Source organism: Faecalicatena contorta, from assembly GCF_001404335.1.
GTDB classification, from domain to species: domain Bacteria; phylum Bacillota; class Clostridia; order Lachnospirales; family Lachnospiraceae; genus Faecalicatena; species Faecalicatena contortus_B.
Genome location: NZ_CYZU01000011.1, coordinates 102,720 through 117,289 on the forward strand (window position 1 = coordinate 102,720; position 14,570 = coordinate 117,289).

The 14,570-nt window shown below is 46.3% G+C and carries 10 protein-coding genes and 1 riboswitch; of the genes, 1 reads left to right on the top strand and 9 read right to left on the bottom strand.

Annotation, left to right across the window (positions count from 1 at the left end):
* Positions 1 to 768 precede the first annotated feature (768 nt).
* A riboswitch (M-box (ykoK) riboswitch) is annotated at positions 769 to 936 on the top strand.
* A 143-nt stretch (positions 937 to 1,079) separates the two neighbouring features.
* Complete coding sequence (mgtE, locus tag ARB69_RS07915) at positions 1,080 to 2,411, top strand: magnesium transporter (protein WP_050642709.1); 1,332 nt, start codon at positions 1,080 to 1,082, stop codon at positions 2,409 to 2,411.
* Positions 2,412 to 2,580: 169 nt separating this feature from the next.
* Here the strand turns inward: mgtE and ARB69_RS07920 are convergent, their stop codons facing one another.
* The 9 genes from ARB69_RS07920 to ARB69_RS07955 all read right to left on the bottom strand — a co-directional run bounded on the left by ARB69_RS07920 (position 2,581) and on the right by ARB69_RS07955 (position 14,480).
* Positions 2,581 to 3,252 (bottom strand): Rpn family recombination-promoting nuclease/putative transposase, encoded by a 672-nt coding sequence (locus tag ARB69_RS07920; RefSeq protein WP_055152486.1) that lies wholly within the window; start codon positions 3,250 to 3,252, stop codon positions 2,581 to 2,583.
* Positions 3,234 to 3,374 (bottom strand): hypothetical protein, encoded by a 141-nt coding sequence (locus ARB69_RS27650; RefSeq protein WP_242857559.1) that lies wholly within the window; start codon positions 3,372 to 3,374, stop codon positions 3,234 to 3,236. The genes ARB69_RS07920 and ARB69_RS27650 overlap by 19 nt, the downstream gene beginning before the upstream one ends.
* 299 nt (positions 3,375 to 3,673) lie before the next feature.
* Positions 3,674 to 4,081 (bottom strand): D-ribose pyranase, encoded by a 408-nt coding sequence (rbsD, locus tag ARB69_RS07925; RefSeq protein WP_050641357.1) that lies wholly within the window; start codon positions 4,079 to 4,081, stop codon positions 3,674 to 3,676.
* A 165-nt stretch (positions 4,082 to 4,246) separates the two neighbouring features.
* A complete protein-coding gene (locus ARB69_RS07930; protein WP_055152488.1) occupies positions 4,247 to 5,275 on the bottom strand; it encodes a uroporphyrinogen decarboxylase family protein in 1,029 nt (342 codons plus the stop codon).
* 154 nt (positions 5,276 to 5,429) lie between these two features.
* Positions 5,430 to 6,692 (bottom strand): hypothetical protein, encoded by a 1,263-nt coding sequence (locus ARB69_RS07935; protein WP_055152490.1) that lies wholly within the window; start codon positions 6,690 to 6,692, stop codon positions 5,430 to 5,432.
* Between the two features lie 11 nt (positions 6,693 to 6,703).
* Positions 6,704 to 7,261, bottom strand: coding sequence for a D-lyxose/D-mannose family sugar isomerase (locus ARB69_RS07940; protein ID WP_087148804.1), 558 nt, complete (start codon positions 7,259 to 7,261; stop codon positions 6,704 to 6,706).
* A gap of 125 nt (positions 7,262 to 7,386) precedes the next feature.
* Entirely contained in the window at positions 7,387 to 10,683 is a 3,297-nt protein-coding gene (gene yicI / locus ARB69_RS07945) for an alpha-xylosidase (protein WP_055152492.1), read from the bottom strand.
* A 2-nt stretch (positions 10,684 to 10,685) separates the two neighbouring features.
* The gene (locus ARB69_RS07950; protein WP_050641362.1) at positions 10,686 to 11,765 is read right to left on the bottom strand and encodes a trimethylamine corrinoid protein 2; all 1,080 of its coding nucleotides are present in this window, start codon (positions 11,763 to 11,765) and stop codon (positions 10,686 to 10,688) included.
* A 9-nt stretch (positions 11,766 to 11,774) separates the two neighbouring features.
* Positions 11,775 to 14,480 carry an alpha-mannosidase gene (locus ARB69_RS07955; protein WP_055152494.1) on the bottom strand — a complete coding sequence of 902 codons (2,706 nt, stop codon included), beginning with the start codon at positions 14,478 to 14,480 and terminating at the stop codon, positions 11,775 to 11,777.
* Positions 14,481 to 14,570: the final 90 nt, after the last annotated feature.

The window sequence follows — 14,570 nt, forward strand, 5'->3', positions numbered from 1 at the left end:
CAACGGCATATGTGCATTTGGGCGGCCTGCGGCAATCCCTTCATTTCGCTAGGCGCATCCAATCGGCAGTTAAGCTCGTCGACCAGAAGCGGTTCCGTAAGGGGGACAGCGTATTGATTCGTCTGGTGGAACAGAAAGGCTCCATTAATTGAAGGTAAGAGTATAAACTTACAGAAACGGGAATAGTTGCACTGAAAGCACATGAAAGTTCTCCTTGGCATAGTTCACATTTAATGTTCAATATTTTCGCACCACCTGAACAGAAAACGCACAGTGTACCGGAGCAATCCAATACCGCCAAACGAATCAATACGCTGCCCCCGATTTGGAGTCACTCCCAGTTGACGATCTTTACTACCGATTGGATGTGCCCAGCGATATGAAGGGATAGCCGCAAGCCGCCCAAATGCACATATGCCGTTGCGGAATGCTAAAGCGGACCTTAGAAATTCTTGGAAGCCGGCAGCCGTGAAAGCGGAGAGATTTTGTGATCACCGAATCACAAAATCGGCTGACCCAGCGCGAAAAATCATCAGATTTTTCGTGATGTGTCATGCCCGTGCTCCACTTTCACGGCTGCCGGCTTCCTAGAATTTCTTAGGTTCGTGTCCGCATTCCGCAACGGCATATGTGCACTTGGGCGGCTTGCGGCTATCCCTTCATATCGCGCCCCCCAACCATCGCCCCCCCTAAAGCCCGTCAACTAATCTCCAGTTTTTTCTTGACACATCTCTTTTGTTGATCTACAATGGGTAAGGATAATTAAATAAAACATTTCGGTAGGTGAGGCTACCACAGGGATTTGGATTTTCCTGAGATTGCTGCCGCGAGATTGTGGAGACACAACGAGCTGGTTAGCAGGCTATGTCGTGAAGGCATAACCTAATGCAATTGATATGCCCTGTGATGCTAAAGCTTGAACGGTGGATTTTTATATACGGGTATGCTATGCTTCCGTCACTGTTCAGGCAGTGACGGTTTTTTTTCATTATAGAAAGGTGGTGAGGTTATGGACGCTGGTGCCAGTTATCATTCGTGTAAGAAACTAGAATTGAATACAGATTGGAGATGTTATTATGATGGACAAAGTTATATTTGTAGAACTCCTTACGCAGCACCACTACAAAGCTGTAAGGAGCATTTTGGATGTCATGAACGAAGTGGACATAGCCTCCCTTCTTTCGGACTTAGACGACAGGGAACTGGCCCTTGCTTTCCGCCTGATTCCCAAGGATAAAGCGGCAGAAGTATTTGCCAATATGAACAATTCCATGCAGACTTATCTGGTGGAAATGTTTACAGAAAAAGAATTAAAAGAGCTGTTAGATGACTTATATATGGATGATACCGTGGATCTGCTGGAGGAACTTCCGGCTAATCTCGTCACTAGGATTCTGGATACAGTAAGCCAGTCAGAGAGAAACATGATCAATCTTCTCCTGAATTATCCGGATGACAGCGCAGGAAGCATCATGACGACGGAATATGTGGGTCTGCGCCAGTCAATGACTGTGGAGGAATCCATGGCCCATATTAAAAGAACAGGAATTCACAAAGAGACGATCTACACCTGTTATGTAACTGATAAGAGAAAACTGATCGGCATTGTGACAGCCAAGGAACTGATGACCTCGGATGACAACCTGCTGATCCGGGATTTGATGGAAACAGAAATCATCTCTGTCTCCACACACACCGACAAGGAGGAAGTGGCTCAGCTCTTCCGCAGATATGACCTGCTCGCTCTCCCGGTACTGGATGCCGAGGGACTGATGGTGGGAATCGTCACGTTCGACGATGCAATGGATGTCATGGTGGAGGAGGCTACCGAGGATATCACAAAGATGGCCGCCATGAGCCCAAGCGAACAGTCCTACTTCGAGACCTCCGTGTTCAGCCACGCAAAACACCGTATCGCATGGCTTCTGATCCTGATGTTCTCTGCGACAATCACGGGGACTATTATTACAAAGTATGAGGATGCGTTTGCTGCTATCCCTCTGCTCGTTTCTTTTATACCTATGCTGATGGATACCGGCGGAAACTGCGGATCCCAGAGTGCTACGCTGATTATTCGGGGAATTGCGCTGAATGAGATTCAGTTCCGGGATATTTTCAAAGTAATATTCAAAGAATTCAGGGTATCCCTCATCGTCGGGGTTGCACTGGCAGTGGCCAACGGAATTCGGATCCTGATTATGTACCATGATTCGATGCTGGCTCTGGTTATCGGGTGTTCCCTTGTTATCACGATCATCCTGTCCAAGCTGATCGGGTGTATCCTGCCGCTGCTGGCCAGAAAGGTGAACCTGGATCCGGCGATTATGGCTTCACCGCTTATTACTACTATGGTAGACACCTGCTCTATACTGGTATACTTCAGTATTGCAACCAGGGTATTTAACTTATGACATTGCTTTTTTCTAAACCAAAGGGTATGAATTACAATGTACCTTTCGGATAAATTAGTGATGATACTCTATAAGAGGCGGTTAAATTAACGTGTTTTTGACATATATCGAAAGATATATAGCATTTATGTAACAGTTCAGACTTATCTGAACTGTTACACCTTTCTGTCTAAACAATCATTTTGCAATAATCCAGAGCTTGATCCGGGGTTATTAAAAAGCGTTTTACCAGCTTTGTTCTTATCTTCTCTTCACTGAAGCCTTCTTCACGATAATCGGCGATAAACGCTTCAATTCCCTGTTCTAATCCTTTCTTTACTCCATCCTGATATAAGTCATCCAATGCTTTGCACATATCTATCCCTCCTGTTTTTACTTTCTTCTCCTTTAAACCGAGCTCTGATCCAAGCATAACCCGCAGCGCATTATAAGACTCCTCGTCTATACTGCTAAAGTATTCTTGATTTTTTTCCACATAGCCCAATAACTCTTCCTTGCTTTTTCTACATTTTAGCATTCCGAAAACAATCTGTAAATCAGTCTGAAAACACATTAACTCATCCAACTTTCTTGGATCAATCAGATTGATTTTGTAATTGGGCACATACTTTTTCAGCAACTTATAATCCTCTCTGTCAATCCCCAGCAAACCGTGTAATTCCTGCTTTCCATCCCATTCCTTTTCTCCATAATAAAAAATAATTGTTATAATCGGAAACAGCTGATCGGTCTGGTTCAACCCTGAGAGAAATTCAGCAGGACTTCCGTAAGTCCTGTCTTTCTTTCTGTTTTTTCTTATCTCGCTTACCTGATCCGCATAGCTCAGAGCATCATATAACATTCCACGCACAGGCATTCTCCTGAAAAAATCTGTTTCCCCTGGAGCAAAAAACCATTTACCAAATCAGCAAAACGGGCTTTGTCGGAAAGCCATCGTTTCATGTATACATCATTTTTTCCCATATTCTATTTTCTCCTGGTATGATTTATATGTAAAAAATAACCTTGACTTTCATATTTACACAGTCAATACGCATCACCCTTTTCTGCTTTTATATACTTTTATTTCTTTTTCAAACATTGAATTACCGGACGAATTTGTCCAAAAGAATGAAATCCTTATGATTAGATAGAAAGAATGTTTGAAATGCACCCGGATATTTCCCATCCGGGTGCATTTAATTTAGCATAATCTTCCTGCGAATTCAAGAAAAATTCTATTAAATTTGTTTACTAGACCTTGCTGCGATACCTGCACCTATTTAAAACCTGCATCCGGACTGCAGAATGATATTTGAATAAGGTGTCGCTTCCCCTGTACGGATCACCGCCCTGCATGTCTTAAGCCGAAGTTTTAATTCTTCATGTGAAATATATTCCACCTTGCACGGCTCCGGCAGATTTCCACAAAGTTCAAGGATCTGTTCCAGAACCATCGGATTGTCAGTCCTGATCTCCTCAGCCAGAACAATTTTCTCGATTTTCATATCAGCCGAGACTGTCTCCAGCACGTCCATAAAGGAGGGCATCCCCTCTCTTAAAGCCAGGTCAATCCTTTCTGTCTCTTCTGGCACAGGCAGCCCACAGTCTCCAATTGCTATGGTATCTGTATGCCCCATATACGAGAGTACTCTTGAGATATCGCTATTTAGAATTCCTGATTTTTTCATACTTCCTGATCCTCCTTTTATCCTATACCCGAAGGGCACCCCGTAATACATGCCCCTTCGGGGCGGGTCTGCAGCACAGCTGCAGAATAATGTATACCCAAAGGGCACCCCGTAACTCATGCCCTGCGGGCGGGTCTGCGGCATAGCAGCAGAATAAGGTATACCTTATTCTGCTGCTCCAATCATTGCATAAATATTCTCCTGAGGAATTGACGAAATCAAAGTGTTACATGTTGACAAAATATATCCCCCATCCGCTCCTGCTTTTTTGATGGTTTTTTTCACGGAAGCCCTGACTTCATCCGGTGATGCATGGCACATTATGTAGTCTAAATCAATATTCCCCCACAGACACAGTCTGTTACCGTATTTCTTTTTTACCTCGCCGATATCCATCCCAGCAGATGGCTGAAGGGACTGTATCCCATCAAATCCCGCTTCTGTTACTTTTTCTAAAACAGCATTTACATTTCCGTCACTATGCAGAAATACAGGGACATTTTTATAGGCTTTTATCTCTTTTACAGCCTGATCCCAAAATGGAAAAACATTCTGCTCCATAATATGGGGCGGGAGAAATACACCGGTATTAAAGGCCACATCGTCCCCGATTACGATCCCGTCGGCCCCGTTGTCAAGAAAGATCTTGGCTTTCTCAATCTCATATTCCATCACTTTTACCGCAATCTTATGCATATCGTCTGTATTGGTCAGACTGTAAACCATAAAATCTTCCATACTAAACATTTCATCAAGCTGTGTGACAGGTCCGCCAATCTGAGCAAACACAAAAAAGTCCGTCTCCTGTGCAAAACGCTTTACAATCTCCCCCGTTACTTTTGAACTATCGGGCTTTTTGTATGCCTCTGCATTTTCTATTTCTTCTACAGCCGCTCTGACAAGCCGCCGGCTTCCTGATCCCATCTCGTAAATCTGGCCGTAAACAGTCTGTATCAGATGCTTCCCATTTTGTCCTGGCGAAAGCTCCCACTCCGGCCATTCGCCTACATTAACCAGATCCATCCGCAAAAGTTCACGAATCGCCTTCTCCCGCTCAAAACACTCATAGGTCAGCGGATATTCCCTGCCCAGAAGCCGGTTTGCAAGTTCCGCGTCAATATGCAGTTCGCCTTTTGGAACCCGATCAGTTTTTTGATGCCGGATTGCCGCTGATACTCTCTCTTTTTTTGTCATACTGACGCCTTTCTTTTAATATCCTCTCTGGTTATCATATGGATACGCACTTTGCCCCGCCGCAATGCAGCATTGCAGCAATATATCTTTTCGCAGCATGTGCATCCCCCCTGAGGGGTTTGTGATATAGGAAATTTGTCTGGAAGTTGCTATATTACGAAAACGCCTCCCTGGCCAGTTCTATAAACTTTACAAGATGCCTGTTTGTATGTCCGCATGTCCGTATATCTTTTAAGATCACCTCCATATAACAGTCCTTTGTCTTTATAGCAACTTCTTTCAGATACTTCCGTATTTCATTTTCGTCAAATCCCGTGCATATTTTGGACGGATCCGGCTTCCACGAAAAGATTGCTTTTTGGCCTATCTGTTCTGCAGCTTCATCTATATCCGACCATGGACTGACGCTCAGACGTCTTATGTTTGTGATATGTCTGTATATAGCCTCATACTTGTGGTCGAGAGGCTCACAACAGCCATAGCATCCCCTTCCAAATAAATTCAGCCCAATCTTCTGGTTGGCAATTGCGAATTTTTCAAACATCTCCGGGGAAACATTACTGAATTCCTGGGCATCTGCAAATCCCCACATATCCTTCAGCTTAACGTCTTCAGGCTCTTTCCAGGGAGCATTCGTGTAGCCTAAACTCCCGGAACCCGTATAGATATTAATCCGGTTATCAAATAAAAGCCGCTTTTCTTCCAGACGTTTCAAAAGCCTTGCCTTACTCTCTCCCATATGTCTGAACACGCTGTTCAGAAGTTCAGGCTCATCATACAGATCATACATCAGATTTTCCAGGCCTCTTAAATGTACCATTTCTATCAGATGGCTCTGTACAAGAACACTGTAGGGAAGCTGAAACTCAAAATCCAGAATCCCCTCCAGTACGTCTCCGGCTTTCTCCTGCATCGCATTCTTTGTCTCTATATCAGGCAGGAAATCCACTTCATGATTCAGAAGGGTTTCATAGTCTTTTTCTGTTTTCAGGAAATTATCAAGGTGGTATGCATTCGTTCCAATCTCCGGTTTTACTATGGAAATCCCCCATGCCGTCTCCTGCCTGGCATTACCATAGAGATACCCGGTGTAAGTGCCCGGATAAGAAAAATAGAGACGCTTTTCAAACACAAAATCATCTTTCAGGTATTGGGCCTGGTAAAGGTACTTTTTGATTTTATTCTCCATATCCCTCAGAAGGGGATCTTCACACTGCAGAGAAGACTCCGGGACAAGTTCCAGCCACCCGCCGTCATCATCCGGGCAGACCCAGATTAATGGCTGCTGAGGGGATCTCAGATCGTTATGATCTGCCCAGCGTTTCCGCTTACTGATGTTCTCTTGTGTATCAGGCAGTTCTGCAAGCTTTTTGGCAAGTTCTCTGATATAGGCTGCCTGACTGCTGTAATCCTGCATACTCCTGCCTCCTATTCTCCCACCTGCGGCATGCGGTTTATGTGAATATCTGTAAAAATGTCAGCCTCGTCTACGCTTCTGGTCGAAAATTCCGAGACAATACATCCTTCTTCTCCTGCCTGGAACCAGTGCAGGGTATCTTCCACAAGTGTGTATTGTTCTCCCGGATGCAGACAGATCTCATGAAAAACAGTAAAGTATTCTTCCATATCTTTTGGAATCTTCCCGGCAATCCCTTCTTTTTGTCCGCTGTCTGCAAATCCGCCTACATACAGGAAGACCGTTCCCCTGCGGCAGCGGAATGTCTCTTCCTTCCCTTTCAATCCGTCAATTTCCGGATGTCTGTGCTCCGGACAGATCTGGTAAGGCATCAGAACCAGTTCCTTTGCACAGCACCTCTGCGTATTTACATATGTAATAACCTGCAGCCCGATTTCATTAAGCCGATTCAACCCAAAATCTGCAACTTCAACCTGATTCTTTTCTTCTTCAGTAAGGGCAATGCCTGCCTTATCGAGTGCAGAAAGCGTATTCACCTTGTATTCTTCATACTGTTCTCTCGCTATCATAGATACCTCCTTTATTTTCCTCTCATCAAATAGAGTTTCTCCCACAAAACCCGTGCCTTCGGCGGCCGCATCGCAGCAGCAGCCTCTTACGCCGCAGTGCGCCCCCCCGTCAGAAAGACTTTAAATTAATAAAAAATATGTTTAGCTGCATCGGAAAAATAGCGCAGGTTTTGAGGCGGCACTTCAAAAAAATGATCACAGGCAGACAGAATGTATCCTCCGTCCAGACCAAAACTTTCATAGAGCCGTCTTACCTCTGTTTCGATCTCTTTTTTTGTGCCCGTCTCCAGAATATGGAATTGGTCCATTCCCCCGATCAGCCCCACAAACGGATGAAGTGCATTGTAAACTTTCTGCTCATCCGCCCTGTTACCGATGTCCCCGCCAACTGCCACAGGAGAAAGTGTCTCCGATACGCTGCAGTGATTTTTTGCTATCAAATCCGCAATCCGTGTCATCCCCCCGCATGTGTGATAGACGGAACGAAACCCGTGCTTTTTCAGGGCATCATGCATTTTTATATCGTAAGGAAGACAGAATTCTTCGTGGATATCGGGTGAGATCACGGTGTTGCTGGAAGCTCCGCCTCCGGTCTCCACAAGGTCGAAGGGCATCCCCGGCAGATTTTCCTCAATATAAGCCAGCTTTTGCTCCAACAAAATCTGAAGCAGCTCGTGTACCCACTCCGGATCGTCATAGGTCATCAGTATCAGGTTCTCGACACCATACAATTCACAGGCGTCCTGCCAGCAACCGCCCTGTTTTCCCCATATGAAGGTTCTTAATATACCATCCTCTCCCAATGCATCATAAGTCTGCACAGCTAGTTTTCGATCCAGTTTTGGAACAGGCCGGTATTTCCTGAGAAGATGGATATCCTCCTCCTTTTTTATCAAATGTTCCATCACCCAGCTGGTCATGGGACTGATGCCTTCTGAGGTCGTCAGTATTCCATCCGGCGTCTCAATCGTGTAGTGCTTCACATAAAAGCCTTCCCTCTGCTCCCGTGTACTGCTTACTTTCCACGTATCGCTTTCTTCGCCTGACACAGAAAATACATTGATCGAAGCATCCAGACCACACGCTTTATTTGCCTCAATATCACTCATTCCGTTCATATATGTTTTTAAATGATACGGCTGCCATTGATGAACCGTCACCGGCAGTCTGTCAGGGATCCCACCCTCAATTGCACAGAGCATTCTTTCTTTTGATGTCATCTTTCTGTTACTGTTCAGACCGTGCCGTGCACCTCGCTGCACGGCATCGGAGCCGCTGAAGTGATGGTCTCGGAGCATCTGCCCCTCGCCGTAGGCGACTTTAAATGGGCAGATGCCGTTACTGTGTACGCCCGCAGGGTGTGAACAGTAACATCTTTCATCCTCCACATACATTTTAACAGCTTCCGTTTCAATGACAGCTTCCTTTCTTGCAAAAACAGGCATATAATCCAGGGGACACGTGAAAGAATACCATTTTCCACCCGTATAGGTCCGTTTATCCCCCAGCATCTCCACCCAGGCTCCTTCAGGCAGATATACCTGCCTGACAGCATCTCTGCCGCCGAAAACAGGGGCCACAAGGATATCTTTTCCGAAGAAATACTGGTCATACATCCCTCTTACATTTCTGTCTTCGGGATATTCCAGTACCATGGGGCGGATAAACGGAAGTCCGCTTCCTGCACACTCGGATGCGGTTTTCCAGATATACGGCATCAGCCGGTAACGCAGACTGATAAATTGTCTGAGAATGTCAGTCGTCTCCTCATCGTAAGCCCATGGCTGCCTTGTGGTTGTACCATGCAGGCGGCTGTGCGATGTAAACAGACCGAACTGCGACCAGCGGATAAAGATTTCTTTTGTTACGTCACCATAAAACCCTCCCATGTCGTGGCTCCAGAAGAGGACACCTGACATCGCCATAGAAAGGCCTGCACGCAGTGTTGCGGCCATCCCTTCGTAGCTGGAATGAGGATCTCCGGACCAGCAGACCGGAAACTGCTGCATACCTGCACAGCCGCTTCTGGCCCAGACAAGAGCATTTCCCGCTCCCTTGCATTCCTGTGAAACCTCAAATACCGCCTGATTATAAAGCCTGGAATATACATTCCTCAGTTCTTTTCCTGTCATCCCGTTAGAAAACAGAGCATCATAAGGAATGTCTTCGCCAAAATCAGTCTTCAGGACATCCACACCTTCCTTTAGCACAGTTTTCAACTTTGCCTTAAACCATGCAGACGCATCCTTATTGGTAAAATCCAGAAGGACGCAGGGCGACAACAGTCCGTGCCATAAGTCCGCCTCATAAGGTTCTCCTTCTTTGTTCTTTGCAAAGTAACCCTTTTCCTTTCCTTCCTGATACATTTCCGTGGTAATTGTCACATAGGGATTGATCCACAGGCTGATTTTGTAGCCATTTTCCTTCAGTCCGGCTATCATAGCGCTTCGGTTCGGATACTGCGCTTCATCCCACACAAAATCACACCATTTATCTTCTCTGAGCCAGTAACAGTCAAAATGCATGACATCACACGGAATCTTTTCCAACCGGAAACGCTTTGCGTCCTCCTCCACATTTTTTTCGGAATTCCCTTTAAAGCCCGTTGAGTACCACAGCCCAAAGGACCATTTCGGAGGCAGTACAGCCGGCCCGGTCAAATTTACAAAGGCAGAAAGTATCTCCTTCGGGGACGGTCTGACAATCAGATAGTATTCAAGCGAGCTGTCCGGAATATGAGCACTGAGTGTAGCCGCTGATTCACTCCCGATATGAAAATCAAAGATTCCGTGATGATGCACAAAAAGTCCATAGCCATAGCTACTCATATAGAATGGAATGTTCTTATATGCCGTTTCATCCCTGCATCCCAGGGTGTCAAAATTCCGCATGGACACTGTCTGCCCCCGCTTATCGAACTGTGTAAAATGCTCGCCCAGTCCATAGATACTTTCATCATAATGAAGCAAAAACCCCAGATTCATCCCCTTTAATTCGTCTCCGTCCATGCTGTACCCTGCCGGTGGTATCTGGTTATATCCGTCCCCCACAGAATCCACATCGTTTTGGCTCTCCCGGCAGGCAATCCTTCCGTCTGCATGGCAGATCCGGAAGCTAAAAGGGGATTTTTTTATTTCTATCCGGTATTCTTCCGTAGTGATGCAGTACATTTCCTCTGTCTCTGCTGTTTTTACAGATGCCTCCTGCAGAAATTCTCTTCTGACCACCGGATACTTCACCGGTGTGAATTCTCCCCTGGCAATCCTTACCCGTATGATACCTGACTGAAATGCACAAAGGCAGAGGTTGATTGATTCCCCGAAATTATCCAGCGCTTTGATTCTGAAGTTTCCGCCTTCCGTCTCCACCCCCTTCAGAACCGCCGGAAAATGATGCTGATATTCTTTGTATCTTTTTTCCATATCTATTCCTTTCCGTGTTTCTCTACATATTTTATAATCTCTTTTGCGGACTCCATCTCCTCCGTCTCTGTATGAATATACAATCCCTTCCCGGAAAGATGTTCAAGCAGGATTGGGACATCAGACGGAGGCGCCATGATAATCAGGGCTTTCCCCGCCTCCTGCATGCGCTTCAGAATATGCAGGTAATGGGAGGCCGGGGGCTGTCCTGCGACATGAGTCCATTGAATTGCTTTCAATTTTTCCAGGCCCAGTATGTAATCCAGATGCTGTTCCTGTTCAACACCGTCAAAATGGTACACGGGGTATTCCAGCCATTCCATCTGTTGTTCCAGTTCATCCACCACGAATTCTCCGTACATCTCTTTCGAGAACATCACCGACATATCGCACTGCATATGCGCCAGTCTCCCCGGAGCAAGAAGATGCATCCAGGCATGTGCCCCGCCTCCATTGAGCTGCTCGGTTATCCCATAAAACATTTCATTCGTTTTTATCCATCCTTCATTCAGAATCCGGACTGCTTTCTTTACTTCTTCCGGCTGGGAGAGCATATCCATCAGAACGTTTTCCGTTCCGTAGAGGTGCCCCAGTGCATCCAGTGTTCCGCTGCTGTCCGGCATTCCTATAAAGTAGCTGTCTTTGGCGTGTTCCGTCAGACAGCGGGTGATTTCAAGATGTTGTTTCAGGCGTATTTCCGTATAACTGCCCTCTGCTTCAGATAAATCCTCCCACACCGGGTCAAACCAGATCGTGTCGTTCCCATAAGCAGGGACAGCCCCGTAATAATTACAGTGCCCGCTGGTTCCGTAATTCTGAAAGATAATGGGGAGAGTTTCGCCCCCTAAGAACGTATTTTCAAGCCTTTCCATGTTATTTCGGTATATTGTCTCCGGATCTTCCCAGTATTTCCGAAGCTCTTCGGGCTTTCCTGTAAGATCTTGGGAATTATGGAACATGGAAATATTTTTCCCCTTTTCTTTCGGGGCTGTCACTGATATCAGTACCCTGTCTATCATCTCTCTGTCCCAGAATGCATACAGTCTTTTTCTTACTATATCAATATCCTCTTTGAATCTCATTTCCGCCTCCTAAGGTTTTGTATCGATATATAACGTTATAATCTGTCCGGGTTTGATATCAAATCTTATTTCTCCGTTTCGCACTTCCAGTTTTTTCTGCTTTTCCTCCGCAAGGTTCGCCATGTATACCTTATCCATTCCGGGCAGCACCGGCAAAACCACTTCCTGCCTGTTGTCCAGAATGCTGTAGATCCTCAGGATAACTCCATCCTGCCTTTCCGAGATCTTCAGGGCTGAAAGCTGAACGCCTTTTGGCAGCTTATTCATAAAACTGCCCGTATGTTCTTCAGCCAGGAGACTCCTGCACCCGCTTTTTAAAGACTGCGTATAGACAGGGCAGCGGAATCTCTCTATCACATCAAAGGCTTCGGCCGTGCGGTTTGGATGATATACTACACAAAAATCAAAGCTGTGGTTCCCGATACACTGCGCTTCCTCCGTCTCAATTGTCCAGCCTCCGTTTCCATGCCGTGTCAGCAAATCCGTTCTGGAAAGCCACCCCACACACCGGAGAAGTGTCAAGTTTACGGCTGTTCCCGCTTCTGTCTGTACTGCTTCATATTCCGGGAGCCCTGTTGTTCCCACACTCATCGCCTCACAACTGTCATGAACTCCAACGTAACCGTGATTAGGATGTGTGGACTGTGGATATTCCATCCATTTTTCCGGAACTTCTACTTCAACGGGACGCTCTGTTATATCAAAAATCTGGTAAGACTCACTGGTTTCCGTCCGTATTCCTGACGGAAACTGTACCTGGAGCCTGTGATCCCTTGCATTATTTTCAAAGTCCAGATGACAGTCAATCCGATTTATCCCGCTGTATAAGGTGATTTTCATGACGAAAGGACATTTGGTCATCGTCTTTTTCCTTGACTCGCGGTCTTCACTGAGTGCTTCCGGAAGTATCATATTTCCGCGGAGTATCAGGCTCTGGCAGATACCCGCCTGAATTTCTTTTTCAACCTCCAGTGCAGAACCGTCTATTGTACATTCGCGATCCTCTTCCGGCCATGAATATGTATATTCATCACCGGCATCCCCCTTATCGATCATTCTGGCAAATCCTTCGTGTTCCGTCTGTGTCCTTTTATCCAGCAGGAGCAGCCCTTTTTCCCCTGCACTCAGACGGTAGAACTCATTCTCTATGGCACTGCCCTCTGTCCTGACCGCCCAAACAGACGGTTCATCAAAAGGCGCTGCCGTCAGCTGGTGGCAGCCATATGTAAAGCCGGGAAGCATCACACCCACGCGGAGCTTATTTACCTTATAAATCTCCGGCATGGTATGATCCTGGTACAAGGTATTGTAATCCTTCTTTGCCTCCAGAATAACATGTGGTATCTTCCTTCCCGCCTCATCCGTAATTCTGATTCCCGCCGGGATCTCCGGATGGCAGATACGATTCTCACAATCTACAATCACAGACTTCGTATAGTCAACAGACTGTACAAGCGTCTCATCCAAACAGATCTCCAGTTCCGTATAGGCCGGCTGTTCTTTGACGCACGGTTCAAACAGAGAGATTTCTGCTGCCCTCGTGCCTGTCTGCTGTCCCTTCATTTCATTTCTCACTACAGTGTCGTGCATCAGCGTATCTTCCAGCTGTTCTACACAGGCGTAGCGTGTCATCATCTCCCGGTGCACCTCATCAATACTGCATCCGCAGATGCTGTCATGGGGATGGTTCTCCAGAATCTTCTTCCAGATATAGTCCAAATACCCGCAGCTGTCGAATTCCCGTCCGCTCAGTTTTTCAAGCGCAAGCAGAGGTTCCAGATAGCGTTCCGCTTTATTCTGTACAATATCATTTCTCTGCTTCAAATACATTCTGCTTGACAGTGTGCCTCCGAGCAGCATTGAGCGCTCGCCCGAACGAATCTCACCGCGGAAGGCTGTCAGTTCAAAGGGGTCAGACCCCTTTGTACGTTTCTCTAACTGTTCCCGAAGTTCTTTCAGGTAATTTTCCATAGTGGACAGTTCGATGCAACACTCCGGTATCTGCTCGTTCAGCTGTCTGACTACCTCACAGATATCTTTCTGCCCTATGATATGATCCGAGCCGTTCATCAGAAGAACCACATCTGTTGTTGATTTTGCCCCCAGGCTTTCAAGGAGTTCTTTCACCCTTGGCACGGTAATATCCATATCACTGCTCAGGTTCCCGCTGTTGCCATAGCCATGGGGCATATGGACACAAAGGACACTCGAGTCCGGAAAAGGAGATTCCCAGTAAAATTCCGTCTTATCCATTTCACTGGAAGCGCCCCGCCAGAATACCACTGTATGCATCCCCAGCCCCTCTGCTATCTGAGGCATCTGTGCCGGATGCCCGAAGGAGTCCGGCAGGTAGGCCGTCGCCATTTTATGCCCTGCTTCCGCCGTTACCTGGGCGCCTTTCAGATAATTCCTTATATGAGACTCCCCGCTGATTAACAGTTCATCCGGCAGAACATACCATGGTCCACAGATAATTTTTCCCGTCTTCAGCGCGTTGAAAAGACGCTCTCTGCAATACGGTTTTATCTCCAGATAATCTTCGATCGCTATTGTCTGCCCGTCCAGCATAAATGAAACATATTCCGGAACCTCTTCAACCAGATCCAGAAGCCCGTCTATGAGCCTGACCAGTTTTGTCCTGAATTGTTCCCGTGTCAGATACCATTCCCTGTCCCAATGGGTATGGCAAATCATGTGTGCCTTTAATTTCTTCATAGTTGTTTAGTAAATACACATTTCGCAATGTATAATCCTTTCCAGAACCGTACGTGCGGCTTTCCCGCATACGGCTCTTCATAATAACAT

Bases quoted from the DNA above. Each gene is read 5' to 3' on its own strand.
- mgtE (WP_050642709.1), top strand. From the start codon at position 1,080: ATGGACAAAGTTATATTTGTAGAACTCCTTACGCAGCACCACTACAAA.
- ARB69_RS07920 (WP_055152486.1), bottom strand. From the start codon at position 3,252: ATGTTATATGATGCTCTGAGCTATGCGGATCAGGTAAGCGAGATAAGA.
- ARB69_RS27650 (WP_242857559.1), bottom strand. From the start codon at position 3,374: ATGGGAAAAAATGATGTATACATGAAACGATGGCTTTCCGACAAAGCC.
- rbsD (WP_050641357.1), bottom strand. From the start codon at position 4,081: ATGAAAAAATCAGGAATTCTAAATAGCGATATCTCAAGAGTACTCTCG.
- ARB69_RS07930 (WP_055152488.1), bottom strand. From the start codon at position 5,275: ATGACAAAAAAAGAGAGAGTATCAGCGGCAATCCGGCATCAAAAAACT.
- ARB69_RS07935 (WP_055152490.1), bottom strand. From the start codon at position 6,692: ATGCAGGATTACAGCAGTCAGGCAGCCTATATCAGAGAACTTGCCAAA.
- ARB69_RS07940 (WP_087148804.1), bottom strand. From the start codon at position 7,261: ATGATAGCGAGAGAACAGTATGAAGAATACAAGGTGAATACGCTTTCT.
- yicI (WP_055152492.1), bottom strand. From the start codon at position 10,683: ATGGAAAAAAGATACAAAGAATATCAGCATCATTTTCCGGCGGTTCTG.
- ARB69_RS07950 (WP_050641362.1), bottom strand. From the start codon at position 11,765: ATGAGATTCAAAGAGGATATTGATATAGTAAGAAAAAGACTGTATGCA.
- ARB69_RS07955 (WP_055152494.1), bottom strand. From the start codon at position 14,480: ATGAAGAAATTAAAGGCACACATGATTTGCCATACCCATTGGGACAGG.